Here is a 25,215-nt window from a genome sequence, read left to right as displayed (position 1 = left end):
TCACATATATGTTCCAGCGTACTACCGGACCAGGGGGCCGAACATGACCGATCATGCCGCAGCCGTGCGCGCGTGGCTGGAACCACGGGCCGAGGAAATGGCCGAGCTGCTGGTCCGGCTCGTCGCCGTGGACTCGGAGAACCCGCCGGGCCGGGCGCTCGGGCGGTGCGCCCAGGTGGTGCGCGAGGCCATGGAGAAGCTGGACCTGGCTCCCGAGGTGCTCGAACTCCCGCCGTCCGGGGACCTCGAGGAGCCGTGCGTCGTGCGCGGCACCGCCGGGACCGGCGACCGGCTGCTCTACTTCCACGGCCACTTCGACGTGGTCCCGGCGCAGGACCGCGCGCAGTTCACCGCCCAGCGGCGCGACGGCCGGATCATCGGCCGGGGCGCCGCGGACATGAAGGGCGGCATCGTCAGCATGCTCTACGGTGCCGCGGCCGCCAGGGACCTCGGCCTGCTCGGCGACGGCCGGATCGTGCTGAACCTGGTGTGCGACGAGGAAACCGGCAGCGTCGTGGGCGCGGGTCACCTGCGCGAGGCCGGGCTGATCGACGCGAACGCGGTGGCCATGGTGACCGCCGAGCCCAGCGGTGGCGCCATCTGGCACGCCGCCCGCGGCGCGCTTTCCCTGCGGGTGGACGTGCGGGGCCGCGAGGCCCACGTCGGTCAGGCCGACCGGGGGATCAACGCGTTCCGGCACCTGATGGACGTGGCCCGGCCGGTCGAGGCCTACGCCGAGGAGATGGCCGCCCGGCACACCTCGTTCCCGATGAACGAAGCCGACGCGCCGGGCACGATGCTGGTGGTCGGCGGCCTGTTCGGCGGCGGCTCGAACTTCAACGTGGTGCCCGGCTCGGCGTACTTCACCGTGGACGCCCGGTACAACCCCGAAGAGGACCTCGACGGGGAACTCAAGCGCCTGACCGCGTTGATCGACGACGCCGCGGCGGACGCGGGCGCGAACGTGTCCACCGAGGTGACCCAGCTCCAGCCCGCCGCGGCCACCGACGAGGCGCATCCGGCCGCGCAAACGCTTGCCCGCTGCGCCGGGGAGGTCGAAGGCACCCCGCCGCGGTTCGAGATGTGCTCGGGAGTGCTGGAGATCCGGTGGTACGCGCAGCTCGGGATTCCGGCGTTCGCCTATGGCGCGGGCCGCCTGGACGTGTCCCACGGTCCCGACGAGTACATCGACGAGGCCGCGATGCGCCGCTGTGCCGCCGTCTACGCCCGGTACGCGCAGGAGATGCTCGCATGACCGCGCTGATCCAGCGGTCCGGACCCGGCCGGGTGCAGGTGGACGATCGCGCGCTGGTGAACCTGGCGTCCTGCGACTACCTCGGCCTCTCCGGTGACCCCCGCGTCCTGGCCGCCGCGCACCAGGCGCTGGACCGCTGGGGCCTCGGCAGCGCGGCGGGCCGCACGCTCAGCGGCAACACCACCCTGCACCGCGAACTGGAACACCGCCTGGCCGCGTGGGTCGGCTGCGAGGACGCCGTCCTGCACGGTTCGTGCTGGAGCGCCAACGCCGCGGTGTTCGGCACGCTGGCCGCGCTCGACGCGCAGACCGGCTCCGCCACGGCCGTTTTCTCCGACCGGCTCAACCACGCCAGCATCATCGACGCGATCCGCACGCAGCGGCGGACCCTGTCCGAGTTGGTGCTGTACGACCACGACGACCTCGACGGGCTGCGGCGCAGCCTCACCGCAGCTGCGGGCGAACACACCAAGGTCATCGTCACCGACGGCGTGTTCAGTATGGAGGGTGATCAGGCGCCGCTCGCCGACCTGTGCGCGCTGGCCGGGGAGTTCGGCGCGATCCTGGTCGTCGACGACTCCCACGGCACCGGGGTCGTGGGAGCGACCGGACGGGGAAGTGGTGAGGCGCAAGGAGTCCTCGGCCGGGTCGACGTGCTCACCGGGACGCTGGGCAAGGCGCTCGGGGGCGCCATCGGCGGCTTCGTCGCGGGCTCGGCGTCCTTCACCGCGGCCCTGCGGAAGCACTCGCGCCCCTACCTCTTCTCCAACAACCCGCCGCCGGCCATGGTTGCGGGAGCACTGGCGGCCTTGGACGTCCTGGAGAACGACGCCGAACCGTTGGCCGTGCTCCGCGCACGCGTGCGGCAGTTGCGGGACGGCGTGGCGCGACTCCGGCTGACGACCTACGAAGGCGATCACCCGATCGTGCCGATCATCCTCGGCGACGAGGACCGCGCCGCGGCGGTCAGCACGGCGCTGCTCGACGAGGGCGTTTTCACCACTCCCCTGCGGTTTCCGATGGTGCCGCGCGGCACGGCACGGCTGCGGTTGCAGGTTTCGGCCGCGCACTCGGCCACCGCCATCGACCAGGTGCTCGGCGCGCTCGCCCGGCACGCGCAGGACTGAACACCTCAGGCACGCGGCGTCGCGGTCGACAGCAGTAGTTCGACCAGCTTCCGCGACTGCCGGGCCGGGCCGTCCGCGCCGAGTGACAGGCCGGACGCGTTCACGCCTTCGAAGACGAGCGTGAGGTGGTCGGCCAGCGCGCCCGGATCGTCGACCTCGAGCCGTTCGGTCAGCTCGCCGATGCGCTCGCGGAACCAGCTCTTCGCCGCGACTGCGTTGCGATGGGCGGGCAGTTCGTGGTCCGGGAACTCGGCCAGCGTCAGCTGCAGCGCGCAGCCGCGGAACTCCTCGGAGTCGACCTTCGCGTAGGCCAGGTCGAAGACGGCCAGGATCTGCTCCCGCGGGTCCGGTCCGGCCGCTTCGACGACCTCCTCGAACCTCTCCCGGAAGTCGTCGGCGGTGTGCTCGACGTAGGCGCCGACCAGGTCGTCCTTAGAGCTGAACAGGCGGTACAGCGTGGTCGGCGCGACCTTGGCCTCGGCGGCCACCTTGTCCACGCCGGTCGCCCGGATTCCCTTCCAGTAGAACAGTTTTCCGGCTACGTCGAGCACGTGGGCCTGGGTGGCCGCGGCGGTCCTTGGCACGGTGTGACCCTCCTGGTTGCGATGTTAGGGATCGTTCCCTATGGTTTGTTAGGGATCGTTCCCTAACAGCCTAGCGCATCCCTCCCCCTCCTCGACTGAAGAAGGTGCCCATGAGCACGCAGCAAGCGGCGCTGAGCCCGGCCAGGACCACCCTCGCCCTGGCCACGCTGTTCACCGGGATGTTCGTCCTGGGCAGCGCCGAACTGCTGGTGGTCGGCGTGCTGAACCTGATCGCCGCCGACCTCGGCGTCTCCATCCCCACGGCGGGCACGCTGGTCACCGCCTACGCGCTGGGCCTGGCCATCGGCGGTCCGGCGCTGGCCGCGCTGACGATCAAACTGGACAAGCGGCTGGTGCTCGCCGGTTCGCTGGCCCTGTTCATCCTGGGCAACCTCGTCGCGGTGCTGACCGCCGACTACACCCTGTTCCTCGTGGCCCGCGTGGGTGCCGGCGCGGTGCAGGGCCTGTTCATCGCCGCCGCGTTCGCCGTGGGCGTCTCGGTGGTCCCGCCGGAACGCAGGGGCCGGGCGATCTCGGTGGTCGTCTCCGGGATCGCGGTGTCGGCCGCGCTGGGCGTACCGCTGGGCACGCTGGTCGGCCAGACGCTGGGCTGGCGCGGGTCGTTCGCCGCGATCGTCGTCCTCAGTGGACTCGCGCTGGTCGCCACGCTCGCGCTGCTCCCCTCCGTGCCTCCCACCGGTGGCGGGGCGGGCAGCCAGGCGCGGTACGCCTTCGCGCCCCGCGTGCTCGCCGTGTTGTTCCTGAACTTCCTGGTGTTCGCGTCGCTGTACGCGGCACTGACCTACCTCGTGCCGTTCCTGGAGCGCGTCACCGGGATCTCCGGCCCGCTGGTCAGCGTCTTCCTGCTGGCCTACGGCGTGGCCACGGCGGTGGGCTCGTTCGGCGGCGGCCGGTTCGCCGACCGCGGCGCCGCGCGCACCCTGGTCGTGGCGAGCACCGGAGCCACGCTTTCACTGGCCACGCTCTACTTCGTCGGCTCGACGGCCTTCCTGGTGGCACTGGTGCTGCTGGCGTGGGGCGTGTTCAGCTTCGGCATGGTGCCCTCGCTGCAGTACCGCGTGCTCGACCTGGCCGGTCCTGGCGGCGCACTGGCGCAGTCGCTGCCCGCTTCCGCGGCCAACATCGGCATCGCCTTCGGCTCGTTCGCCGGTGGCGTGGCGATCGGCGGGTTCAGCGCCTCGGCCGCGGTGCTCACCGGCCTGGCCGTCGGGGTACTCACCATCGTGGCCGCCTGGGCCACCAGCTATCTCAAGCCGCCCGTGCCGCAGGAGGTGCCGTAGCCGGTCAGAAGTGCGCGAGCAGTTCGGGGAACGCCGTCAGCTCCAGCACGTGCTCGTCGTCCAGTTCGGCGTGCTCGAGTTCCCAGGTGTGCTCGTTCGGGAGGAAGACGGCGTTGAGCCCGACCTCCCTGGCGGGCAGGATGTCGGACTTCACCGAGTTCCCGATCATCCAGCCGTCCTCCGGCACGATCCCCAGCTCGGTGGTGAAGCGGCGGTAGGTGGCCGCGTCCTTCTCGGCGACGATGTGCACACTGTCGAACAAGGGCGCCAGGCCGGAGGCGTCGATCTTGCGTTGCTGCGGCTCGGGGCTGCCCTTGGTGAGCAGGTGCAGCTCATGCCGGTGCCGGAGTTCTTCGAGGGTGGCCGCCACGCCGGGGATGAGTTCGACCTTGTGCCCGCTCAACGCGGCACACAGGTCGGCGATCTCGGCGTGTTCGGCCTCACCCGCCGGACGCCCGGTGAGCTCCTCGAAGCACCGGCCGAGGCTGTACTGGAACATCGGGGCGCCGTAGCCGTGCGTGGGGATGCTCGCGGTCTGGATGGCCGCGAACCTGCGCCGGATCTCCGGCGGTGCCAGGCTGGGGTGGGCGACCCAGGTGATGAAGTCGTCCAGTGCCCGCTCGAAGAGCACGTTGTTCTCCCACAACGTGTCGTCGGCGTCGAAGATCAGGGTCCGGCCCGGTTCGATCACACGATCAGCGTACGAACCGGGTCCACCGGTTTTCCGTATCGCCGGTGACCGCAACGGGTGATCCACCGGGGCCGTAACTTGACTGATTCAAGAATAGCGTTCTAGGGTGTGTCGCGTGAGGACCGACTTCGAGGCGCAGTTGCGGGCGGTCTCGTTGCGGGTGACCCGCCCCCGGCTCGCGGTGCTGACCGCACTGCACGACCACCCGCACGTCGACACCGAAACGATGATCGCCCTGGTTCGGGACCAGCATCCCACGGTCTCGCACCAGGCGGTCTACGACGTGCTGCGGGCGCTCACCGACGCCGGGCTGGTGCGCCGCATCCAGCCCGCCGGCGCGAACGCCCGCTACGAGTCCCGGGTGGGTGACAACCACCACCACGTCGTGTGCCGCTCCTGCGGCGCGATCGCCGACGTCGACTGCGCCGTCGGCCACGCCCCCTGTCTCACCGGCTCGGACGACCACGGGTACGTGATCGACGAGGCGGAGGTCGTCTTTTGGGGCACCTGCCCCGACTGCGCGGCCGCCCGCACCACGCAATGATCGCCAGTTCGGAAGGAAGTAGATGAGCTCCACCCAGGACAACACCCCCGCCAGCGCGCAGGGTGTGGATCAGAAGGCGGCGGAAGGCTGCCCGGTCGCCCACGACTCGGTGACCTCGCACGGCAGTGAGAGCGAGAACCCGGCGATCGACTCGCCCACCCCGAAGACCGGTGGCCGCCCGCGCTCGAACCGGGACTGGTGGCCCAACCAGCTCGACCTGTCGGTGCTGCACGCCCACTCGTCCAAGGGCAACCCGCTGGGCGAGGACTTCAGCTACGCCAAGGAGTTCGCGAAGCTGGACGTCGAGGCGCTCAAGCGCGACATCACCGAGGTGCTCACCACCTCGCAGGACTGGTGGCCCGCCGACTTCGGCCACTACGGCGGCCTGATGATCCGGATGAGCTGGCACGCCGCGGGCACCTACCGCATCGGCGACGGCCGCGGTGGCGCCGGTGACGGCGGCCAGCGGTTCGCGCCGCTGAACAGCTGGCCGGACAACGCCAACCTGGACAAAGCGCGCCGCCTGCTGTGGCCGGTCAAGGAGAAGTACGGCCAGAAGATCTCGTGGGCCGACCTGCTCGTGCTCGCCGGCAACGTGGCGCTGGAGTCGATGGGCTTCAAGACCTTCGGCTTCGGCTTCGGCCGCGAGGACGTCTGGGAGCCCGAGGAGATCTTCTGGGGCCCCGAGGACGCCTGGCTCGGTGACGAGCGCTACGTCAGCGACAACGAGATGGTCCCCGACGTCGGCGCGACCGAGATGGGCCTCATCTACGTCAACCCCGAGGGTCCCCGCGGCAACGCGGACCCGGCGGCGGCGGCGCACTTCATCCGCGAGACCTTCGGCCGGATGGCGATGAACGACGAGGAGACCGTGGCGCTGATCGCCGGCGGTCACACCTTCGGCAAGACCCACGGCGCCGGTGTCGCCGACGACCACGTGGGCGCGGAGCCCGAGGCCGCCCCGATCGAGGCGCAGGGCCTCGGCTGGCTGAGCACCCACGGCACCGGCAAGGGCGGTGACACGATCACCAGTGGGCTCGAGGTGACGTGGACCGACGTGCCGACGCAGTGGAGCAACCGGTTCTTCGAGATCCTCTTCGGCTACGAGTGGGAGCTCACCACGAGCCCCGGTGGCGCCAAGCAGTACGTCGCCAAGGACGCCGAGGCGATCATCCCGGACGCCCACGACCCGTCGAAGAAGCACAAGCCGACCATGCTCACGACGGACCTGGCGCTGCGCGTCGACCCGGCGTACGAGAAGATCTCCCGCCGGTTCCTGGAGAACCCGGACGAGTTCGCGCTGGCCTTCGCCAAGGCGTGGTACAAGCTGCTGCACCGTGACATGGGCCCGGTCAGCCGCTTCCTCGGGCCGTGGGTCGCCGAGCCGCAGCTGTGGCAGGACCCGGTGCCCGCGGTCGACCACGAGCTGGTCGGCGAGGAAGACATCGCCGCCCTCAAGGCGAAGGTGCTCGACTCCGGGCTCACCACCTCGCAGCTGATCAGCACCGCGTGGGCCTCGGCCGCGAGCTTCCGGTCCACCGACAAGCGCGGTGGCGCCAACGGTGCCCGGATCCGCCTCGAGCCGCAGCGCAACTGGGAGGTCAACCAGCCGGAGCAGCTCGCGAAGGTCCTGGAGACCCTCGAGGGCATCCAGCGCGAGTTCAACGAGGCGGGCGGCGCGAAGATCTCGCTGGCCGACCTGATCGTGCTGGCCGGTTCGGCCGCCGTGGAGAAGGCGGCGCGTGACGCCGGCTTCGAGACGACCGTGCCGTTCCACCCGGGCCGCACCGACGCCTCGCAGGAGCAGACCGACGTCGAGTCGTTCAAGGTCCTCGAGCCGCGTGCCGACGGCTTCCGCAACTACCTGCGTGCCGGGGAGAAGCTCCAGCCGGAGGTGCTGCTCGTCGACCGCGCCTACCAGCTCGACCTGACCGCGCCCGAGATGACCGTGCTCGTCGGCGGCCTGCGCTCGCTCGGGGCCAACTTCGGCGGCACCCGGCACGGCGTGTTCACCGACCGGCCCGGCGTGCTGTCCAACGACTTCTTCACCAACCTGCTCTCGCCGGGGACCCGGTGGAAGGTGTCGGAGTCCGAGGAGAACGTCTACGAGATCCGCAACGTGGCCACCGACGAGGTGAAGTGGACCGCCACCGCGGTCGACCTCGTCTTCGGTTCCAACTCGCAGCTGCGGGCCCTCGCCGAGGTCTACGCCAGCCAGGACGCCCGCGAGAAGTTCGTGGCCGACTTCGTGCAGGCCTGGACCAAGGTCATGGAGCTGGACCGCTTCGACCTCGCCTGATCTCCACCGCATGAAACGGCCCGCCCGGCTCGGAATGAGCCGGGCGGGCCGTTTTCTCGCCGGTGTTCAGCGGGCGTACTCGCGGTTGTACAGCTTCTTCGACCACAGGTAGCCGCCCAGCCCGATGACCAGGCACCACCCGAGGGCGAAGTAGACACTGTTGCCCACCGGGGTGCCCATCAGCAGGCCCCGCAGGGAGTCGATGATCGGGGTGAAGGGCTGGTACTCGGCGAACCAGCGGATCGCCCCCGGCATCGAGTCGGTCGGGACGAACCCGCTGCCGAGGAAGGGCAGCAGCACCAGCGGCAGGCCGACGTTGCTCGCGGTCTCGACGCTGCCACTGGCCTGCCCCAGCGCGACGGCCAGCCAGGTCAGCGAGAAGGCCAGCGCCAGCGTCACCCCGCCGGCGGCGAACCAGTCACCGAGGCCCGCCGCGGGGTCGAACCCGATCAGCAGGGCCACGCCGAGCACCGCGCCGACGATGAGCATCGTCTGGATGACACTGCCCAGCACGTGCCCGGTCAGCACCGACACCCTGGCGATCGGCATGGTGCGGAACCGGGCGATGATGCCCTCGGTCATGTCCATCGCGACCGAGACCGCGGTGCCCTGCACCGCGCTGGAGACCGACATCAGGATGATCGCGGGTACCACGTAGTTGACGTACTCCGCGCGTCCCCCGGACGCGCCGCCGAGCCCGGCTCCCAGCGTGCCGCCGAAGACGTAGACGAACAGCAGCAGGAAGATGATCGGCATGCCGAGGAGCATCACCGTCATCGACGGGTAACGCAGGATGTGCTTGAGGTTGCGGCCCAGCATGGTCGCCGAGTCGGTCAGCGCACGCGAGCGGACGGTGCGCGGGGCGGTGAGGGTGCTCATCGGGTGGTCGCTTTCTGGGTCGCGGGCCGGGTGGCGGGCTGGGTGGTGTTGCCGGTGCCGGTCAGGGCGAGGAAGACGTCGTCGAGGTCGGGGGTGTGCAGGCTGAGCTGGTCGACCTCGAGGGTGTCGGCGTCGAGGCGGTCGATCAGGGCCTTCAGCGAGCGCAGGCTGCCGTCGCTGGGCACGCGCAGGGTCAGCGTTTCCGGGTCCGGGGTGCCGGAGCCGACGGCACGCACGGCGGTGTCGAACCCGTGGACGTCGGCGAAGCGGAACTCCACGTGCCCGCCGGGGATGCGGCGCTTGAGCTCGTCCGGGGTGCCTTCGGCGACCAGCCGGCCGTGGTCGAGCACGGCGATCCGGTCGGCCAGTTCGTCGGCCTCTTCCAGGTACTGCGTGGTCAGGAAGATGGTGACGCCGTCGGCGACCAGGTCGCGCACGATCTGCCACAGCCCGCGGCGGCTGCGCGGGTCCAGCCCGGTGGTCGGCTCGTCGAGGAAGATCACCCGCGGGCTGCCGACCAGGGTCATCGCCAGGTCGAGCCGCCGCCGCATGCCACCGGAGTAGGTCGACACGGCCTTCTTCCCCGCCTCGGTGAGGTCGAAGCGCTCGAGCAGTTCGGCGGCGACCTGCTTGCGCCCGGCGCGCCCGATCAGGTTCAGCTTCGCCATCAGGATCAGGTTTTCCTCACCGGTGAGCAGGTTGTCCACCGCGGAGAACTGCCCGGTGACCCCGATCGAGGACCGCACCCCGTCCGGGTCGCCCGCCACGTCGTGCCCGGCGACCGTCGCGGTGCCGCGGTCGGCGTTGATCAACGTGGAGAGGATCTTCACCGCGGTGGTCTTGCCGGCGCCGTTCGCGCCCAGCAGCGCGAACACGGTGCCGCGCGGCACGTTCAGGTCGATGCCGTCGAGCACGGTCTTGTCCCCGAAGGACTTGCACAGCCCGGTCGCCGTGATGGCGGGCGGGGAAAGCCTCGTGGTCATCTGGTCTTTTCCTTTCAGCACAAGTGGTTCGGGGTCAGGCGGAGCGGACGGTGATGTCACCGAACTTGGTGTGGGCGCGGACGTCCACGGCGTTGCCCGAGGTCGAGGAGGTGGCGAGGGAGTTGTGCACGCGGCCGAGGCCGGTGTCCAGTTCGAGCCGGGCGGTGGTGGTGCCGGCGATGCCGACCTCCAGGTCGCCCAGCGAGGTGGTGAGCACGATCAGGCCCTGGGAGGCCTCGCCGACGACGATGCTGCCGTTGCTCGATTCCGCGTCGACGCCGGCGCCCGCGCGGTCCACGGAGATGTCGCCGTTGGCCGCGCGGACCTTGGCCTGCCCGGAGACCTCGTGGATCTTGGTGTGGCCGTTGGAGTTCTTGACCACGCTCGTGCCCTCGACCTCGCCGAGCGACACCCGGCCGGAGCCGGTGCTGATCTCCGCGTCGCCCTCCACGTGGCCGACTTCGACGTGGCCCGCGGCGGTCTTCACCCACAGCTGCGCGGTCCGGTCCAGGCGGACGTGCCCGGCGGCGGTCCGCACCCGGCACTCACCGAGTCGTCCGGTGCCGTGGAAGTCCCCCAGCGCCAAGTCGCCGCGCACCCGGGAACCCGAAGGCAGTTCGACCGTCACGATGACGGACCGGGACTTCTTCGAGAAGTCGAACGGGCCGTACTTCGGGCCGGTGATCCGCAGGCGGCCGTCGGTGTAGTCGACGCGGGTCTGGCTCGCGGCCTTGACGTCCGACTCGTCGGCCGGATCGGTCGGGTGCACCTCGACCAGCGTGTCGGTCCGGTCGCTCGCGCTGAGCCGCACCTCGCCGACGCCGATCTCGAGGGTGGCGGTGATCGGCTGCGGAGTTTCGAAAACGGGCATGACGGTCCCCTTTGAGGTTTGTGTTCGGCGTTTTTCGTGCTTTTGGTGTGTGGTTCGCGGTGGCCTACGGCGGGGCCGCCGCGGCGGCCTCCACGTCCGGCCTCAACTGCATGGCATCACTATGGCACACGCATGGCACCACAGACAAGCCACTCTGACATCTTGACCGATGCCAACATGGCTTCGAGTGCCCGAAAGCGCCCATGAACAGGCAAAACACCGGCGCCACCAGCGACAGATTTCGGCCAATCCAGCCACGGAGTCCTGGCGTCAGCGCTGCCACACACCAGCGAATGGCGCCGAGTGGCACTACTTGGCGCCAGACTGCGCCCGGCCCGAGTCGCTTGCCAAACCGAGTAAGAGTCTTCTAGACTCAAACCATGCTCACGAGGGACGAAGCCGTAGCGCTGGTCGAGAACGCGGTCCGTGCCGCCGACCTGTTCGACGCCGCGACCGCACACCGGCGCTACCGCGAACTGGCCGCCGTCCTCCACCCCGACCGCAATCCCGGCGACGCGCGTGCCCACGAGGCAGCGGCGACGCTCAATCGCCTCTACGACGACTGGAAGCGCCTGCGCCACCAGACGGTCACCACAGCGACCTCGGCCTACACCCTGACCCGCCCGCACGCGGTGGGCAGCGTCGCGACGACCTACCGCACCACCGGGCCGCACCTGGTCAAACTCGTCCGCAACCCGGCGCTCAACCCGTTGATCCACGCCGAGTGGACGGCGCTGCGCGCACTCGACGACCTGACCGAGCGGCACCGGTGGCTGCGGCCCTACTACCCGCGCCTGATCGACACGTCCGGCCCGGTGGCGCGCGGCGACCGCGCGTTCACCGTGCTGGAGCCGCTCGTCGACGGGTTCACCACCCTCGCCGCCATCAAGAAGGCCTTCCCCGGCGGCCTCGACGGCCGTGACTACGCCTGGATGCACCGCCGCCTGCTGCGCGCGGTGGCGGGGGCGCACCGCGCGGGGGTGGTGCACGGGCACCTCACCGCGGACAACGTGCTGGTCCACCCGGAACAACACGGGATCGTGCTCGTCGGCTGGTCCTTCGCCGTGCGCCACGGCGAACTGCCGACAGCGGTGGACAACTCGGTGCCCTACCCGCCGGAAGTCCACAACGGACAGCCGGTGACCACGGCCACCGACGTCCACATGCTCCACACGATGATGGCGGATCTGCTGGCACCGGGGGAAACCCGGCAGCGCACCTTCGCCGCCTGGTGCGCGCAGGACGCACCGGCACAACGGCCCGACGCGGCCGGCCTGCTCGACGAGTACGACGAACTGCTCGACGAGCTGTACGGCCCGCGCACCTTCCGGCCTTTCGAAATCCCCGAGACAGGAGCCTGAAAATGGGATACGGACACTGGGACGACAACGCCTACGCCGCGGCGAAGACCTTCCGCGCCGCCAAGGGCGAGGACGACTTCGGCTACACCGCGAACCTGCGCGCCAAGCCCGCGAACAAGTGGAAGGTCGCGGCGGCGCTCAACCCGCGCAACGCGACCAGGGAGTGCCGCGACTCGGCCGACCACGGCGATTCGACCCCGATCGCGGTGCTGTTCGACGTCACCGGCTCGATGCGCCGGGTGCCGCGGATCATGCAGGGCAAGCTCGGCAAGCTGCACGGGCTGCTCAAGCGCAAGGGTTACCTGGCCGACCCGCAGGTGCTCTTCGGCGCGATCGGGGACGCCGACAGCGACCGGGTGCCGTTGCAGGTCGGGCAGTTCGAGTCGGACAACCGGATGGACGAGCAGCTGCGCACGATCTTCCTCGAAGGCGGTGGCGGCGGGCAGAAGAGCGAATCGTACGAACTGGCCGCCTACTTCATGGCGCGGCACGTGGTCACCGACGCGTGGCGCAAACGCGGCCGCAAGGGCTACCTGTTCATCATCGGCGACGAGCTGAACAAGCCCGCGCTGCAGGCGAAGCACGTGCGCCGCGTCATCGGCGACGACGTGCACCAGGACATCGATCCCGCGTCGGTGTACCGGGAACTGGCCCGCAAGTGGCACGTCTTCTACGTGCTGCCCAACCAGTCGTCGTACTTCCGCGACCCGGAGATCGGCGAGCACTGGAGCGGCCTGCTCGGGCAGAACTTCCTCAAGCTCGAGGACCCCGGCGCGGTGTGCGAGCTGATCGCGGCCACGATCGGCCTGGAGGAACAGGTCGTCGACGTGGACCAGGCACTGGCCGACCTCGCCGACATCGGCTCGGCCGCGGAGGGCGCGGCGGTCGGCAAGGCGCTGGCCCGGCTGGGCACGCGGCCTGCGGTCACCTCGGCGGTGCCCGACGCGGGCGGTCCCGACGACGTGGTGCTGCGGTGAACCTCGACGGGCACGTGGTGGTGGCCGGGCTCGGCTTCGGCGACGAGGGCAAGGGCGCCGTGGTCGACGCCCTCTGCGCGGGCCGGCCCACCACCGCCGTCGTCCGCTTCAACGGTGGCGCGCAGGCCGCGCACAACGTCGTCGCCGACGGGCGGCACCACACGTTCAGCCAGTTCGGGGCGGGCACGTTCGCCGGCGTGCCCACCCACCTGTCGCACTTCGTCCTGGTCGAGCCGTTCGCGCTGGCCACCGAAGCGCGGCAGCTCGAAGCAGCCGGAATCCGGAATCCGCTGGCCCTGCTGAGCGTGGACGGCCGGGCGCTGCTCACCACGCCGTTCCACATCCACGCCAACCGGGCCCGCGAGGACGCCCGCGGCCAGGCACGGCACGGTTCGTGCGGGAAGGGCATCGGCGAAACCGTCTGGTACTCGCTGCTGCGCGCCGCGAATCCCGGGGACGTGGTGGAAGGGCAGGAAGTACTCGGTGAACCGGGCGAGGCACCCACGGTCGCGGACTGCGCCCGCCCGGCCGTGCTGCGGCGCAAGCTCGACGCCCTCGCGCGGTTCTACGCCCCGCTCGCCACCCCGCGGCACAGCGTCGACGAACTCGTGGCGCTGTACCGCGACTTCGCCGCCGCGGTGCGGATCACCGACGGCGAGGAGACCGGGCGGCTGGCCGACCGCGGCCGGGTGGTGTTCGAAGGCGCGCAGGGCGTGCTCCTCGACCAGCACCACGGGTTCCACCCGCACACCACCTGGTCCACCACGACCCCGCACAACGCCCGCGAGCTGCTGGCCGGGCGCCCGCACACCGTGCTGGGCGTCGTGCGGACCTACCACACCCGGCACGGCGCCGGGCCGTTCCCGACCGAGGACCCCGCCGTGCTCGCCCGCTACCCCGAAGCCCACAACGGCGCCGGGGAGTACCAGGGTGCCTGGCGGGCAGGCCACCTCGACGCGACGCTGCTGGACTACGCGATCGCGGCCTGCGACGGCGTGGACGCGCTCGCGGTGACCCACCTCGACGCCGACCGGCCGCGGGTCGTGCTCGACCACGGCTCCCCCGCCGTCGAGCTGACCGATCCGCTGGCCTGGTTCGGTGCCCGGCTGCCGGTCGCGGTCACCGGGTACGGGCCGGATCGCGCGGACTACCGGGTTGCGCGGCCGAGCCGGGTGCCGGTCACAATCTGCGGGTGATTCAGTCGACGCCGGTGTCCGTGGACGTGCTGGTCGTGCGGTTCGACCCGGGTGCGCGGACCGTACTGCTGGGAGTCGCGCCGCGAGCCGCCGAGCCGTTCGCCGGCGAACTCGCGCTGCCCGGAGTGCTGCTCGGGCTTGGGGAGCGGCTGCGGGAGGCGGGCAGCCGGGCGGTGGTCAGCAAACTCGGGCTGCAGTCGGACGCGCTGACGGGCACGGGCCAGCTCACCACCTTCGACGAGCCGTCCCGTGACCCGCGCGGCCCGACGCTGTCCATCGCGTTGTGGGCGACCGCGAAACCCGCGCCCGGCGGTGGTGCGGACGTGGTGTGGTGCCGCCTGGACGAGGTGCCCGCGCTGGCGTTCGACCACAACCGGATCGTCGCGGACTGCCGTCCGCTGCTGGCCGACCGGCTGTGGCGCGACCGCGAGTTCACCGCCGGGTTGATGGGCACCGGGTTCACCACCGCGCAGGCGCTCGACGCCACCGAGGCGCTGACCGGCGACCGCCCGTACCCGGCCAACCTGGGGCGGACCATGGAACGGCTGCCCGGCCTGCGGCGGACCGCCGAGCACGCCGCCGCCCTGCCCAAGGGCGGCCGTCCGCCTTCGCTGTGGCGCTGGGAATGACGCCCTCAGCGGTCCTTCCTGGACTTGCGGACGCCGACCGAGCACCCCGATCACCACGTTCGTCCTGCAGCACAGTGGAACAGCCACCGCCGCCCGCGCGCCCGTTTTCGTGATACTGGGCAGAGCAAGGTCAACAGCGGAGGAGCGTCCAGGTGGAGATCGGGAACAACGAACACCGGCTGCTGTCGGTGCTCGCGGAGCGGGCGGCCTCGGGCAGCCTGCCGGGAGCCCGCCAGGACGGGCAGCGCGTGGCGCTGGCCATCGAGGGCGGCGGCATGCGCGGCACGGTCTCGGCGGGCATGGCGTCGGCGCTCGAAGAACTCGGGCTGCTGCCGCTGTTCGACGCGGTGTACGGCTCGTCGGCGGGCTCGATCTCCGGGGCGTGGCTGCTCAGCAGCCGTCCGCAGGGGTTGCGCGGCTGGACCGACCCGGCTTTCGCGCGGGCGTTGATCCGCCGTCGCAACCTGCTGCGGTTCCGGCCGGTCGTCGACGTGGAGCAGCTCGTCGAGGTCGTCTACACCAGCCAGTTCCCGCTCGACTACCCGTCCGTGCTGGCGAACCCGATCGAGTTCCACCCGCTGGCCACCGACGTCACCTCCGGCGCCCCGGTGGACCTGCACGGCCGCCTCGACGACGAGCGCGCGCTGCGGCTCGCCCTGCGGGCCAGCGCGGCGATGCCCGTGCTCGCCGGGCGGCCGGTGGCGATCGGGCCCGACCGCTACTACGACGCCGGGGTGGCCGAGTCGATCCCGTTCCACCAGGCCCTGCGGGACGGCGCCACCCACGTGCTCGTCCTGCGTTCGCGGCGCCTGGTGGACCGCGCGCCCGAACGGGAACGGCCGTCGCTCGGCTACCGCCTGGTCGCCCGGTTCGGCATGCGCGGCTACTCGGGCGAGCTGCGGACCGTCTTCCTCTCCGGGGACGCGCGCCTCGCCGAAGCGGACCTGCTGCTCGCGCGCTACGACACCGATGAGGACCACGACGGTCCCGCGCTGCTCTCGATCCGGCCGCCGGACGCGTCCCAGCGCGTCAGCCGCCTCGAGTCGGACGGCCGCAGGCTGCGCACCGCCTTCGAAGTGGGCCGTGAGGTGGTGATGACCCGGTTGGGCGGTGTAGCCGCGGCGGCCGGGGGTAGCCGCGCGGCATGGACCGGGAGCAGACCCAGCGGGAATTCGACGACGCGGTGAACATGACGCCGAAGGAGCTGTCCGACTGGCTGGAGACCGAGGATTCGAAGAACTCGGGGCAGCACAAGGGCGGCGAGTCGATCGGGCACGAGTCCGGGCGGCGGATCGTGAAGCTCCTGCGCACCAAGAAGGCCGACCTCACCGACGACGACCACGCCCACATGCGCAAGGTGGTCGGCTACGTCCACCGGCACCTCGCGCAGCGCCCGTCGGGGGACGTGCGGGAGACCACCTGGCGGTATTCGCTGATGAACTGGGGCCACGACCCGGTGAAGAAGAAGTAGCCGCGGCTTCAGGCGAGCGGCCGGATCACCGTGCCCAGGCGCGAAGGCGGGCCGGGGGCGCGGCTCAGCGCCGTGGCGATCTCGGTGGCGCGTTCGGGGCTCGCGCAGTCGACGATCCAGTACCCGGCCAGTACCTCTTCGGTTTCCGCGTAGGGCCCGTCGGTGATGACCGGGACCCCGGCGCGCAAACGCACCTCACGCGCCGACGCCGGTGCGCTGAGCCCCTGCGCGTCGACCAGCTCTCCCGTCTCGGCGAGGCCACCGGTGAACTCGGCGAGGAACCGGTCGATCGCCTCGGTGTCGCCCGCCAGTTCGTCGTAGGCCTGCTGCGAGCCGTAGACGAGGATCATGTACTTCACGTGGTCTCCGGGATGTCGCGGAAGTCGCCGTAGTCGATCAGTTCCACCTCCTCAGGTTAGGCCGGAATTCCTCGCGGGAACGGGCTACCCTGACCCAGCCCGGCGTGATCAGGGCAATGAATGCCCTGAATAGGTGTCATTCACGTGATGAATGCCTGGAGGTGCGGTGAACCTGTCCAGCCTGGACCTCAACCTCGTGGTCGCCCTGCGTGCGCTGCTGGAAGAACGCAACGTCACCAGGGCGGGCGAGCGGGTCGGGCTGACGCAGCCGGCGATGAGCGCGGCGCTGGCCCGGTTGCGCCGCCACTTCGACGACCAGCTGCTCTCCCGCGTCGGTTCGCGCTACGAGCTGACGCCGCTGGGCGCGGCCCTGCGCGACCGCAGCGCCGCCGCGTGCGACGTGCTGGAGCGCGTGTTCGCCACCCAGGCCGAGTTCGATCCCGGCAGCGAGACCCGGGAGTTCACCCTGATCAGCTCCGACTACGGCGCCACGGTGTTCGGCGTGGCGCTGGCCCGCGCCCTGCACCGGGAGGCACCCGGCGCCCGGCTGACGTTCCAGCAGACCTCGCCCCTGCTCATGGAGAACCTGCCCACGCTGCTCAGCACGGTCGACGGCCTGCTGCTGCCGCACGGGGTGATCGACGACTTCCCGGCCATCGAGCTGTTCGCCGACCAGTGGGTGTGCCTGGTCGCCGACGACCACCCCGAGGTCACCGGCGAGCTGACCCTCGACCACCTCGCCCGCCTGCCGTGGGCGGTCTACCAGCGGGCGTACGACGCGCCGATCACCCGGCAGCTCAGCATGCTCGGCATCAGCCCGCGCGTGGACGTCTCCGTGCCCTTGTTCCACCTGCTGCCCGCGCTGGTCGCCGGGACCCGCCGGGTCGCGATGATCCAGCAGCGCCTGGCCGAACGCGTGCCCATGCCGGGCGTGCGTCCCCTGCCGTGCCCGTTCCACGCCGTCCCCCTGCAGGAAGCGCTCTGGTGGCACCCGGTGCACACCCAGGACGCCGGGCACATCTGGCTGCGTCACCTCGCCCAGCGCGTCGCCACCGAAGTCGGTCCCGGCTGACACCCGTGCTCCACCGGCGGTTCTCCGGACCGGCCACTTCGGACGAAGTGGACCGGCAGGTCGCCGTCGCCCTGCTGGACCTCGCGCTCGAGCCCGGCGAGCCCGGGCACTGCGGCGAACTCGTCCGCCACGGCGAAGTCGTGCCCTTCGACTGACCGCGCAGCGGTACGCCACTCGCCTGAAAGCGCTTCCAAAGCCACCCCCGGAGCTGCTAGCCTGATTTTGGGAGCGCTCCCATCCCTGGCAACGACGCCTGTGATGAGGAGCGAAATGGTGTACGCATTCGATCGGTACTCCGGCGGGGTGACTCGTGCCGTCCGGGCACTGCTGGTCCCGCTGCTGGCCGGTGGCCTGGTGGTGACGGGCAGCCCCGCCCTGGGCGAACCACTCGCGGAACCGGCGGGCAAGCGGCAGGCCGAACGCCTCGACCGCGGCCTGGTCAGCGTCCGCGGTGGCTCGGGCAACCTGGTCGGCTGGCGACTGCTGGGCGGTGATCCGCAGAACGTCGCGTTCAACGTCTACCGCGGCGGCACCAAGGTGAACGGCTCGCCGCTCACCGGTGCCACCAACCACCTCGACGCCGGCGGCCCGGCCGGGGCCGTCTACACCGTGCGCGCGGTGATCGACGGCGCCGAACAACCGGATTCCGGCGCGTCGCTGTCCTTCGCCAACGGCTACCGCGACGTGCCGCTGCAACGGCCGTCCGGTTCCTACAACGCGAACGACGCGAGCGTCGGCGATCTCGACGGCGACGGTGACTACGAGTTCGTGGTGAAGTGGGAACCGGCCAACGCCAAGGACAATTCGCAGTCCGGCTACACCGACAACGTGCTCGTCGACGCCTATCGCCTGGACGGCACCCGCCTGTGGCGCATCGATCTCGGCCGCAACATCCGCGCGGGCGCCCACTACACCCAGTTCCAGGTCTACGACTACGACGGCGACGGCAAGGCCGAAGTGGCCATGAAGACCGCGGACGCCACGCGGGACGGCACCGGCGCGGTGATCGGCAACGCCTCGGCGGACCACCGCAATTCCGGCGGCTACATCCTCACCGGGCCCGAGTTCCTGACCATGTTCAACGGGCAGACCGGCGCGGCGATGTCGACGGTGAACTACGACCCGCCGCGCGGCAACGTGGCGTCGTGGGGTGACAGCTACGGCAACCGGGTCGACCGGTTCCTCGCCGGGACGGCCTATCTGGACGGTGCGCGGCCGAGCCTGATCATGGCACGCGGGTACTACACGCGGGCGGTGATCGCGGCCTGGGACTTCCGCGACGGCAAGCTGGTGAAGCGGTGGACCTTCGACAGCAACAACACCGGCGGGTACGCGGGGCAGGGCAACCACTCGCTGTCGGTAGCCGATGTCGACGCCGACGGCCGTGACGAAATCCTCTACGGCGCCGCGGCCATCGACGACAACGGCAACGGGCTGTGGACCACCGGCCTCGGCCACGGCGACGCGGCCCACGCCGGTGACCTCGATCCGGCCCGCCCCGGGCTCGAGTACTTCAAGGTCTCCGAGGACAGCTCGAAACCCGGGTCGTGGTTCGCCGACGCCCGTACCGGGCAGCGGCTGTGGCAGACCTCCCCGGCCGGGGACAACGGCCGCGGTGTGTCCGCGGACATCTGGGCGGGCAGCCCCGGCGCGGAATCGTGGTCCAGCGCGGTCGGCGACCTGCGCAACCCGAAGGGTTCCGGAGTGGGCCGCAAGCCGTCCTCGGCGAACTTCCTGGTCTGGTGGGACGGCGATCCGGTGCGCGAACTGCTCGACCAGACCCGGATCGACAAGTACGGCACCGGCTCGGACACCAGGCTGCTCACCGGTTCCGGCGTCGCCTCGAACAACGGCACCAAGGCCACACCGGCGCTGTCCGCCGATCTGTTCGGTGACTGGCGGGAAGAAGTCGTGTGGCGCACGTCGGACAACTCGGCGCTGCGGATCTACTCGACCCCGGACCAGACCACCCACCGGATCCCGACGCTGATGCACGACACCCAGTACCGCGTCGCGATCGCCTGGCAGAACACCGCCTACAACCAGCCGCCCCACCCGAGCTTCTTCCTCGGCGACCAGATGCCCGCCGCACCCTGGCCGGACATCCACTACGCCGGTTGACCGGGGACCGGTTGGCCGTTCGTGCCCCGGACGGCCAACCGGCCACTGCCCGGCTCGATCAGCGCGATCGGCGCAGGAGCGGCGGGCGGAAACCGGCGGAGGTGCTCAAACGCGGACGTGGGCCCGCTCGCCCTGCGGTCCGAAGAGGACGAGCAGTTCCACCGCACGGCCGTCCGCGGTGCCCAGGAAGTGGGGCAGCGCGGTGTCGAACTCGGCCGCTTCCCCGGCGGGCAGGACCAGGTCGCGGTCGCCGAGCACCAGCCGCAAGCGGCCGTCCAGGACGTAGACCCATTCGTAGCCGCCGTGCGTCTGCGGGGTCGGCTCGGCCGGTTCCGCGGCCGCGGGGATGAGCATCTTGAACGCCTGCAGCCCGCCTGCCCGGCGGGTCAGCGGCACGAAGGTCATGCCGTAGCGGTGGATCGGCTTCAGGTGGATCCGCGGATCGCCGGTGCGGGGTGCGCCGACGAGGTCGTCGAGCGGCACCCCGTAGGACCGGGCCAGCGGCAGCAGCAGTTCCAGGTTCGGACGGCGGCCGCCGCTTTCCAGCCGCGACAGCGTGCTTTCGGAGATCCCCGTGGTCACCGCGAGTTCCGCCAGGGTGAAGCCCCGCTGCTTGCGCAACGCGCGCAACCGCGGGCCGACCGCCGCCAGCGCGTCCTCGATCTCCTCAGCCATGGCGCCCATCTTGCCGAGGCGGCAAGTTTTCGTGCAATCCGCGGTGGGGCCCGGCGAAGCTGAGAACCATGACCGACAAGACCACTGTGGACGAAGCGACCCGCTTCTGGAACGAGCACTACCGCACGAAACGACCGTCCGGACGGGTCAACCCCGTGCTGGCCGAGCTCGCCGGGTCACTGCCGCCGGGGGTGGCTCTCGACCTGGGCTGTGGCGGCGGCGCGGACGCGCTTTGGCTGGCCGCGCGGGGATGGCAGGTCACCGCGGCCGACATCTCCGCCACCGCCGTGCGAGCGCTGCGCGAGCGCGCCGAGGCCGAACACGCGCCGATCACCGCCGTGCAGGTGGACCTGGCCGTGGACTTCCCATCCGGCACCTTCGACCTGATCTCCGCCCACTACCTGCACACGCCCTTCGACCTCCCGCGGGCCGAGGTGTTGCGCACCGCGGCGAACGCCCTGCGCCCGGGTGGACGGCTGGTGGTCGTCGACCACGGCTCCGCTGCGCCGTGGTCGTGGAACCAGGACCCTGACGCGCACTTCGCCACACCCGCCGAGGTGGCCGCCGAACTCGACCTGGACCCGCGGGAGTGGTCCGTCGAGCGGGCGGACCAGCCACGACGGCGGGCGACCGGCCCGGGCGGCCAGACCGCGACCGTCACCGATCACGTGCTGGTCGTGCGCCGCGGCCCGGAAGCACGCGGATGAGCCGGGACCAGGGTCCGCCCAGGACCGGCCCCGGCGAGAAGGACGTCCTCGTGGGCTTCCTGGACTACCTGCGCGCGTCGGTGGCCGCGAAAGCCGAGGGAGTGCCCGAACCCCAGGTCCGCACGCCGGGGGTGGCGTCCGGGACCAACCTGCTCGGGCTGGTCAAGCACCTCACCCACGTCGAACGGCACTGGCTGCTCGGAGAACCGGTCTCCGACTGGAAAGCCACCTTCCACCCGGCGCCGGACGAGACCGCCGAAGACGTCCTCGCCGCCTACCGGGACACCGGCGCCCGGGCCAACGAAGCCATCGCCGGACTGCCCGCCGCCGGCCTGCGCTGGCGGCTGACCCACCTGATCGAGGAAACCGCCCGCCACGCCGGGCACGCCGACATCCTGCGCGAGCTCATCGACGGCACCCGCGGCCGTTGACCACCCGAAAGGCACCCCTGATGCACCCCCGACGCGCCCTCGCCGCACTGGCCGCGACCCTCCTGCTGCTCACCGCGTGCGGTCCGGCACCAGAGCCGGTCGCCGAGCACGAGGCCGCGACCCGCGGCGACACCGAGTTCACCGAGCGCTTCCGGCACGAATTCGCCGACGTCGACGGCGTGCGCCTGCACTACGTCACCGGCGGCCATGGCCCGGCGCTGGTGTTGCTGCACGGCTGGCCGCAGACCTGGTACAGCTGGCGCGGCATCATGCCCGCGCTGGCCGAGCACTTCACCGTCTACGCGCTCGACCTGCCCGGCCTCGGCGACAGCACGGGCGCGCCACCCAGCTACGACAAGGCCACGCTCGCCCGCTACCTGCACACCCTCGTCGCCGACCGGCTCGGGATCCGCGACGCGCGGATCGCCGGGCACGACCTCGGCGCCGCCGTCGCCTTCCAGTACGCCGCGCAGTTCCCGGACGACGTCGACCGGCTCGCCTACCTGGACCTGCCGCTGCCCGGTCCCGCGCTCGACGCCGCCGGGTACCGCGGGCTGAGCTGGCACATCGCGTTCCACTCCCAGCCGCGGGTCCCCGAGGCCGTCGTCGCCGACGACGTCCGCGACTACCTCGCGCTGTTCTACCCCCAGGTCGCGTTCGGCGGCACGGCTTTCGGCGGCCCTGGAGCGGCTCCGCCGTTCGACGACGCCGAGGTCGACGAATACGCCCGCACCTATGCCCGGCCCGAGGTGCTCCACGGCGGCTTCGAGCTATACCGCACGCTGGACCAGGATGTTCGCGCCAACACCGCGGCCACGCCGATCAGCACCCCGACCCTGCTGATGACCGCGCAAGGCCTGCTGGAACCCACGCGGGCCACGGTGGCGCCCCGGATCGGCACGATCTCCCGTGCCGTCGAGGTCCCCGGCGCCGGGCACTGGCTGGCCGAGGAGAACCCGCGGTTCGTCACCGAAGAATTGGTCGACTTCCTGGCGCCGGGCTCCTGAACGGTCGCCGGAGCCAGTAGCGTCGGTCAATGCTCACCGAGGCGAACGACCGGCCATGACCGCCACCGACCCGTACGCGCTGCGGTTCCCGGTGATCGCGCTGGTCACCTCGGCCGGCGGGCTCGACGCCCTGTCCCGGGTGCTGGCGCCGCTGCCGGCGGACCTGCCCGCCGCGCTGCTGGTCGCCCAGCACCTGGAACCGGCCCGGCACAGCGAACTCGCCGCCATCCTCGACCAGCGGACCGGCCTGACCGTGCGGGCGGCGCGCAACAACGACGAGCTGAGCACCGGCACGGTGCTCGTCGCCCCACCGGCGCGGCACCTGCTGGTCACCTCCGAAGCCCGGATCGGCCTGATCGACTCCGATTCGCTACCGCCCGCCCGGCCGTCCGCGGACCTGCTGCTGGCCACCCTCGCGGTGACCTGCGGGCCGCGGGCGCTGGCCGTGGTGCTCACCGGCCGGGGCACCGACGCCCAATCGGGCATCCGCGCCATCGCCCACTGCGGCGGCCGGATCCTCGCCCAGGACAAAGCCAGCTCCGCCCACTTCGGCATGCCCTCGGCCGCCATCGACACCACCCTGGTGCACGACGTCCTCCCCCTGTCCGCCATCGCCGAAGCCATCCGGCACCACGTCACCGAACACGGCGGCGCTTGACCGTCCCTTGAGGACACTCAGGCGGCACGCAGCCGGTCCCGGACCGCCATCAGGGCGAAGCCGAGCAGGTTCTGACCCCGCCATTGCGCCGGGTCCAGTGCGCGCGGGTTCGACGCGCCCAGGCCGATGCCCCAGATCACGTCCCTCGGCGCCGCTTCCACCAAAACCTGGGCACCGGTCGCCACCAGGAACTCCCGCAGCGGCGCGTGCTGGCCGAACTTGGCCTCGTTCCCCCGGACCACGATGTCGAACCGCCGCGCCACCCAGGTGTCCTGGTCGAAGTCGCGGACCGCACGCCCCAGTTCCTTCGCCTCCGCCGGCGTTTCGCTCGCGAGGATCCGCTGCTCCGCCTCGGCGTCACCGAACAAGCGCGCCTTCTCCGCCATCATGAACTGCTCCGCCGAGCGGTACTCCACCCCGTCGACCGTGAACAGCACCGGCCACCACTGGCTCAGGCACCACTTCCCCACCTCCCCCGAGCCGGGTGTGTGCCCCCAGAAGCAGAAGTACTCGAACCGCTCCCCCGCTTCGACGGCGGCCACCAGCGCTTCCCTCGACAAAACAGTCACGGGCGGCACTCTAGGCGCTGTCCGGTGAGTCTGGTCGATGGGCTTCGTGATCCAGGTGGTTCCTGGCGGTGCGGGCGATTCGGCCTCGTACTGGCCGTACTCGGCCGAACTCGCCCGTGCCGCCAGGGACCGCCTGGGCGCGGAGAGCGCGACCTTGACTTACCGGACAGCGCCTACCCGCAGCCACCGACAGGATCCGGCTACCAGTTCAGGTTCAGCGTGGCGACGAACTCGCCGAGCCGCTGGGCGATGACCTCGTGGTCACGGGCCGACGGGTGCCAGTGGCAGCCGAGGTAGTCCAGGCCCGTTTCGGGGTAGTACCAGTGGCGCACGCGGTCGGCGCGTTCACCGACGATCTGCTGCGTGATCTCGGCGAACACCGTGCCGTTGCTCATGTGGGTGGCGCTGACCACGAGGGTCGTCGAAGGGCCGTAGCGGGCGCGGAGCTTGTCGAGGAACCCGTGGTACGCGGCTTTGTACGCCGCGACGAGGCTTTCCGGGGTCCACGGCTCGCCGGGGTTGAGGGCGGTGGAGAAGTCGTTGATGCCGAGGCCGACCACCACCAGTTGCGGCCGCCAGTCCGCCGGTTTCCGCCACACGTCACCGTCGACCGCGAGCAGCGCCCGGTCGTAGTAGGTGCGGTAGTCCGTGCCTGGCTCGCCGCCGTTGTAGTTGCGCACCATGCCGCGGCCGGAGAAGGCGTTGACCTGGTAGTCGGCGCCGAGGCCGCGCGCGGTCAGCGGCCCGAACGCCCGGTCGGCGTGGGTGGTGCGGTTGACCTGGTCGCCGGTGCAGTCGCGGCTGCCGGAGAGGTTGCCGTAACCGGCGGTGTAGGAGTCGCCGATGAACTCGACCTGCCTGCTCCGGGCGGCGGGCTCGGCGAGGATCTCACCCCCGGGCGCGGCGACGAGCCCGTCCAGGGTGCTGGTGGCCCAGGGACTTTCGCTGCGCTTGACCAGGCGGACGGTGTGCTCGGCGTCGCCGAGCCCGTGGACCCAGTGCGTTCCGGCCGCCGGGGTCACCAGGGTGGCGGCGGTGACGCCGTCGACCTGGACCTCGTAGTCGGCCGCGGGATCCTGTAGCGCTATCCCGACGCCGGTGCCACGGAACCGGCCTTCGAAGTAGACACCGGGCCAGCTGAAGTTCAGCGAATTCCCGGCGACCTTCACCCGCCCCGGGGTGTGCACATCCTCGGCGACACAAGCGATGACCCGGCAACCAGCCGCCGCCGGTCGCGCCGGGATCGCGACGGAACCGAGCACCGCCACCGCGACGGCGGAAAGGACGAGCGGGCGCTTCATCGAGCCTCCACGAGCGGGGAGCGCCGTTTGGGAGCGCTCACAGTCTTCGGGCACCGTGCGTCCCCGGCGCCGCCTTCGTCAATGGATCGGGACGGGAAGCACCCGGATGGCGGCCCCGGGCGCGCTGCGTACGCTGAGCAGTCCGGT

The 25,215-nt window shown here is 71.2% G+C and carries 27 protein-coding genes; 18 read left to right on the top strand and 9 right to left on the bottom strand.

Annotated elements, in window-relative coordinates; translation table 11 throughout:
* Nucleotides 1–43 precede the first annotated feature (43 nt).
* A complete protein-coding gene (locus JOM49_RS18515; protein ID WP_209665539.1) occupies nucleotides 44–1,255 on the top strand; it encodes a M20/M25/M40 family metallo-hydrolase in 1,212 nt (403 codons plus the stop codon).
* On the top strand, nucleotides 1,252–2,382 hold the full coding sequence (locus JOM49_RS18510; protein WP_209665537.1) for an aminotransferase class I/II-fold pyridoxal phosphate-dependent enzyme: 1,131 nt from the start codon (nucleotides 1,252–1,254) through the stop codon (nucleotides 2,380–2,382). The genes JOM49_RS18515 and JOM49_RS18510 overlap by 4 nt, the downstream gene beginning before the upstream one ends.
* Before the next feature lie 5 nt (nucleotides 2,383–2,387).
* On the opposite strand, the gene JOM49_RS18505 is transcribed toward JOM49_RS18510, so the two are convergent.
* Nucleotides 2,388–2,966, bottom strand: a complete 579-nt coding sequence (locus JOM49_RS18505) for a TetR/AcrR family transcriptional regulator (protein WP_209665535.1) — start codon at nucleotides 2,964–2,966, stop codon at nucleotides 2,388–2,390.
* Between the two features lie 110 nt (nucleotides 2,967–3,076).
* On the opposite strand from JOM49_RS18505, the gene JOM49_RS18500 reads away from it, so the two are divergent.
* Entirely contained in the window at nucleotides 3,077–4,267 is a 1,191-nt protein-coding gene (locus tag JOM49_RS18500; RefSeq protein ID WP_209665533.1) for an MFS transporter, read from the top strand.
* A gap of 4 nt (nucleotides 4,268–4,271) precedes the next feature.
* Here JOM49_RS18500 and JOM49_RS18495 read toward each other — a convergent pair whose 3' ends face one another.
* Nucleotides 4,272–4,958 carry an HAD family hydrolase gene (locus tag JOM49_RS18495; protein WP_308158782.1) on the bottom strand — a complete coding sequence of 229 codons (687 nt, stop codon included), beginning with the start codon at nucleotides 4,956–4,958 and terminating at the stop codon, nucleotides 4,272–4,274.
* A gap of 115 nt (nucleotides 4,959–5,073) precedes the next feature.
* Between JOM49_RS18495 and JOM49_RS18490 the strand changes: the two genes are divergently transcribed.
* Both JOM49_RS18490 and katG read left to right on the top strand, forming a co-directional pair.
* The gene (locus JOM49_RS18490) at nucleotides 5,074–5,502 is read left to right on the top strand and encodes a Fur family transcriptional regulator (RefSeq protein ID WP_209665532.1); all 429 of its coding nucleotides are present in this window, start codon (nucleotides 5,074–5,076) and stop codon (nucleotides 5,500–5,502) included.
* Nucleotides 5,503–5,524: 22 nt separating this feature from the next.
* The gene (gene katG, locus JOM49_RS18485; RefSeq protein WP_209665530.1) at nucleotides 5,525–7,801 is read left to right on the top strand and encodes a catalase/peroxidase HPI; all 2,277 of its coding nucleotides are present in this window, start codon (nucleotides 5,525–5,527) and stop codon (nucleotides 7,799–7,801) included.
* 66 nt (nucleotides 7,802–7,867) lie between these two features.
* Here katG and JOM49_RS18480 read toward each other — a convergent pair whose 3' ends face one another.
* The 3 genes from JOM49_RS18480 to JOM49_RS18470 are packed head-to-tail and all read right to left on the bottom strand — an operon-like array spanning nucleotide 7,868 to nucleotide 10,534.
* Complete coding sequence (locus JOM49_RS18480; RefSeq protein ID WP_209665528.1) at nucleotides 7,868–8,680, bottom strand: ABC transporter permease; 813 nt, start codon at nucleotides 8,678–8,680, stop codon at nucleotides 7,868–7,870.
* Nucleotides 8,677–9,663 carry an ATP-binding cassette domain-containing protein gene (locus JOM49_RS18475; RefSeq protein ID WP_209665526.1) on the bottom strand — a complete coding sequence of 329 codons (987 nt, stop codon included), beginning with the start codon at nucleotides 9,661–9,663 and terminating at the stop codon, nucleotides 8,677–8,679. The genes JOM49_RS18480 and JOM49_RS18475 overlap by 4 nt, the downstream gene beginning before the upstream one ends.
* A gap of 34 nt (nucleotides 9,664–9,697) precedes the next feature.
* Nucleotides 9,698–10,534, bottom strand: a complete 837-nt coding sequence (locus tag JOM49_RS18470; protein WP_209665524.1) for a DUF4097 family beta strand repeat-containing protein — start codon at nucleotides 10,532–10,534, stop codon at nucleotides 9,698–9,700.
* 380 nt (nucleotides 10,535–10,914) lie between these two features.
* Between JOM49_RS18470 and JOM49_RS18465 the strand changes: the two genes are divergently transcribed.
* From JOM49_RS18465 to JOM49_RS18440, 6 genes are all read left to right on the top strand, one after another.
* Complete coding sequence (locus JOM49_RS18465) at nucleotides 10,915–11,895, top strand: adenylate cyclase (protein WP_209665522.1); 981 nt, start codon at nucleotides 10,915–10,917, stop codon at nucleotides 11,893–11,895.
* Nucleotides 11,896–11,897: 2 nt separating this feature from the next.
* Nucleotides 11,898–12,872, top strand: coding sequence for a hypothetical protein (locus JOM49_RS18460; RefSeq protein WP_209665520.1), 975 nt, complete (start codon nucleotides 11,898–11,900; stop codon nucleotides 12,870–12,872).
* Nucleotides 12,869–14,068, top strand: a complete 1,200-nt coding sequence (locus JOM49_RS18455) for an adenylosuccinate synthetase (protein ID WP_308158781.1) — start codon at nucleotides 12,869–12,871, stop codon at nucleotides 14,066–14,068. The genes JOM49_RS18460 and JOM49_RS18455 overlap by 4 nt, the downstream gene beginning before the upstream one ends.
* Complete coding sequence (locus JOM49_RS18450; protein WP_209665518.1) at nucleotides 14,065–14,697, top strand: NUDIX hydrolase; 633 nt, start codon at nucleotides 14,065–14,067, stop codon at nucleotides 14,695–14,697. The genes JOM49_RS18455 and JOM49_RS18450 overlap by 4 nt, the downstream gene beginning before the upstream one ends.
* Before the next feature lie 152 nt (nucleotides 14,698–14,849).
* Nucleotides 14,850–15,884, top strand: coding sequence for a patatin-like phospholipase family protein (locus tag JOM49_RS18445; protein ID WP_308158780.1), 1,035 nt, complete (start codon nucleotides 14,850–14,852; stop codon nucleotides 15,882–15,884).
* A complete protein-coding gene (locus JOM49_RS18440) occupies nucleotides 15,842–16,168 on the top strand; it encodes a DUF3140 domain-containing protein (RefSeq protein ID WP_209665516.1) in 327 nt (108 codons plus the stop codon). The genes JOM49_RS18445 and JOM49_RS18440 overlap by 43 nt, the downstream gene beginning before the upstream one ends.
* Nucleotides 16,169–16,176: 8 nt before the next feature.
* Here the strand turns inward: JOM49_RS18440 and JOM49_RS18435 are convergent, their stop codons facing one another.
* Complete coding sequence (locus tag JOM49_RS18435; RefSeq protein WP_245370540.1) at nucleotides 16,177–16,518, bottom strand: YciI family protein; 342 nt, start codon at nucleotides 16,516–16,518, stop codon at nucleotides 16,177–16,179.
* A gap of 175 nt (nucleotides 16,519–16,693) precedes the next feature.
* Here JOM49_RS18435 and JOM49_RS18430 point away from each other — a divergent pair, with 175 nt between their 5' ends.
* The 3 genes from JOM49_RS18430 (at nucleotide 16,694) to JOM49_RS18420 (ending at nucleotide 19,720) form a co-directional block, all read left to right on the top strand.
* Complete coding sequence (locus JOM49_RS18430) at nucleotides 16,694–17,599, top strand: LysR family transcriptional regulator (protein WP_209665513.1); 906 nt, start codon at nucleotides 16,694–16,696, stop codon at nucleotides 17,597–17,599.
* A gap of 5 nt (nucleotides 17,600–17,604) precedes the next feature.
* Nucleotides 17,605–17,754 carry a hypothetical protein gene (locus JOM49_RS18425; RefSeq protein ID WP_209665511.1) on the top strand — a complete coding sequence of 50 codons (150 nt, stop codon included), beginning with the start codon at nucleotides 17,605–17,607 and terminating at the stop codon, nucleotides 17,752–17,754.
* Nucleotides 17,755–17,869: 115 nt separating this feature from the next.
* The gene (locus JOM49_RS18420) at nucleotides 17,870–19,720 is read left to right on the top strand and encodes a rhamnogalacturonan lyase (protein WP_209665510.1); all 1,851 of its coding nucleotides are present in this window, start codon (nucleotides 17,870–17,872) and stop codon (nucleotides 19,718–19,720) included.
* A gap of 105 nt (nucleotides 19,721–19,825) precedes the next feature.
* Here the strand turns inward: JOM49_RS18420 and JOM49_RS18415 are convergent, their stop codons facing one another.
* Nucleotides 19,826–20,395: a helix-turn-helix domain-containing protein gene (locus JOM49_RS18415; RefSeq protein ID WP_209665509.1), complete on the bottom strand. Its 570-nt coding sequence runs from the start codon at nucleotides 20,393–20,395 to the stop codon at nucleotides 19,826–19,828.
* A 68-nt stretch (nucleotides 20,396–20,463) separates the two neighbouring features.
* Here JOM49_RS18415 and JOM49_RS18410 point away from each other — a divergent pair, with 68 nt between their 5' ends.
* The 4 genes from JOM49_RS18410 to JOM49_RS18395 are packed head-to-tail and all read left to right on the top strand — an operon-like array spanning nucleotide 20,464 to nucleotide 23,198.
* Nucleotides 20,464–21,102, top strand: a complete 639-nt coding sequence (locus tag JOM49_RS18410) for a class I SAM-dependent methyltransferase (RefSeq protein ID WP_209665508.1) — start codon at nucleotides 20,464–20,466, stop codon at nucleotides 21,100–21,102.
* Nucleotides 21,099–21,533: a DinB family protein gene (locus JOM49_RS18405; protein ID WP_209665507.1), complete on the top strand. Its 435-nt coding sequence runs from the start codon at nucleotides 21,099–21,101 to the stop codon at nucleotides 21,531–21,533. Before JOM49_RS18410 ends, JOM49_RS18405 begins: the two co-directional genes overlap by 4 nt.
* Nucleotides 21,534–21,553: 20 nt before the next feature.
* Nucleotides 21,554–22,540 (top strand): alpha/beta fold hydrolase, encoded by a 987-nt coding sequence (locus tag JOM49_RS18400; protein WP_209665506.1) that lies wholly within the window; start codon nucleotides 21,554–21,556, stop codon nucleotides 22,538–22,540.
* 55 nt (nucleotides 22,541–22,595) lie between these two features.
* The gene (locus JOM49_RS18395) at nucleotides 22,596–23,198 is read left to right on the top strand and encodes a chemotaxis protein CheB (protein WP_209665505.1); all 603 of its coding nucleotides are present in this window, start codon (nucleotides 22,596–22,598) and stop codon (nucleotides 23,196–23,198) included.
* A gap of 17 nt (nucleotides 23,199–23,215) precedes the next feature.
* Here JOM49_RS18395 and ybiA read toward each other — a convergent pair whose 3' ends face one another.
* Together ybiA and JOM49_RS18385 are read right to left on the bottom strand one after the other, a co-directional pair.
* Nucleotides 23,216–23,767: a riboflavin biosynthesis intermediates N-glycosidase gene (gene ybiA, locus JOM49_RS18390; RefSeq protein WP_209665504.1), complete on the bottom strand. Its 552-nt coding sequence runs from the start codon at nucleotides 23,765–23,767 to the stop codon at nucleotides 23,216–23,218.
* 200 nt (nucleotides 23,768–23,967) lie between these two features.
* The gene (locus JOM49_RS18385; protein WP_209665503.1) at nucleotides 23,968–25,068 is read right to left on the bottom strand and encodes an SGNH/GDSL hydrolase family protein; all 1,101 of its coding nucleotides are present in this window, start codon (nucleotides 25,066–25,068) and stop codon (nucleotides 23,968–23,970) included.
* Nucleotides 25,069–25,215 lie beyond the last annotated feature (147 nt).

This window comes from Amycolatopsis magusensis (genome assembly GCF_017875555.1).
GTDB lineage: Bacteria > Actinomycetota > Actinomycetes > Mycobacteriales > Pseudonocardiaceae > Amycolatopsis > Amycolatopsis magusensis.
This window is presented reverse-complemented; position numbering and strand designations above follow the sequence as displayed.

Bases quoted from the DNA above. Each gene is read 5' to 3' on its own strand.
- JOM49_RS18480 (WP_209665528.1), bottom strand. From the start codon at position 8,680: ATGAGCACCCTCACCGCCCCGCGCACCGTCCGCTCGCGTGCGCTGACC.
- JOM49_RS18510 (WP_209665537.1), top strand. From the start codon at position 1,252: ATGACCGCGCTGATCCAGCGGTCCGGACCCGGCCGGGTGCAGGTGGAC.
- JOM49_RS18465 (WP_209665522.1), top strand. From the start codon at position 10,915: ATGCTCACGAGGGACGAAGCCGTAGCGCTGGTCGAGAACGCGGTCCGT.
- JOM49_RS18440 (WP_209665516.1), top strand. From the start codon at position 15,842: ATGGACCGGGAGCAGACCCAGCGGGAATTCGACGACGCGGTGAACATG.
- JOM49_RS18400 (WP_209665506.1), top strand. From the start codon at position 21,554: ATGCACCCCCGACGCGCCCTCGCCGCACTGGCCGCGACCCTCCTGCTG.
- JOM49_RS18475 (WP_209665526.1), bottom strand. From the start codon at position 9,663: ATGACCACGAGGCTTTCCCCGCCCGCCATCACGGCGACCGGGCTGTGC.
- JOM49_RS18420 (WP_209665510.1), top strand. From the start codon at position 17,870: ATGGTGTACGCATTCGATCGGTACTCCGGCGGGGTGACTCGTGCCGTC.
- JOM49_RS18470 (WP_209665524.1), bottom strand. From the start codon at position 10,534: ATGCCCGTTTTCGAAACTCCGCAGCCGATCACCGCCACCCTCGAGATC.
- JOM49_RS18395 (WP_209665505.1), top strand. From the start codon at position 22,596: ATGACCGCCACCGACCCGTACGCGCTGCGGTTCCCGGTGATCGCGCTG.
- JOM49_RS18410 (WP_209665508.1), top strand. From the start codon at position 20,464: ATGACCGACAAGACCACTGTGGACGAAGCGACCCGCTTCTGGAACGAG.
- JOM49_RS18500 (WP_209665533.1), top strand. From the start codon at position 3,077: ATGAGCACGCAGCAAGCGGCGCTGAGCCCGGCCAGGACCACCCTCGCC.
- JOM49_RS18460 (WP_209665520.1), top strand. From the start codon at position 11,898: ATGGGATACGGACACTGGGACGACAACGCCTACGCCGCGGCGAAGACC.
- JOM49_RS18435 (WP_245370540.1), bottom strand. From the start codon at position 16,518: ATGATCCTCGTCTACGGCTCGCAGCAGGCCTACGACGAACTGGCGGGC.
- JOM49_RS18415 (WP_209665509.1), bottom strand. From the start codon at position 20,395: ATGGCTGAGGAGATCGAGGACGCGCTGGCGGCGGTCGGCCCGCGGTTG.
- JOM49_RS18515 (WP_209665539.1), top strand. From the start codon at position 44: ATGACCGATCATGCCGCAGCCGTGCGCGCGTGGCTGGAACCACGGGCC.
- JOM49_RS18385 (WP_209665503.1), bottom strand. From the start codon at position 25,068: ATGAAGCGCCCGCTCGTCCTTTCCGCCGTCGCGGTGGCGGTGCTCGGT.
- katG (WP_209665530.1), top strand. From the start codon at position 5,525: ATGAGCTCCACCCAGGACAACACCCCCGCCAGCGCGCAGGGTGTGGAT.
- JOM49_RS18405 (WP_209665507.1), top strand. From the start codon at position 21,099: ATGAGCCGGGACCAGGGTCCGCCCAGGACCGGCCCCGGCGAGAAGGAC.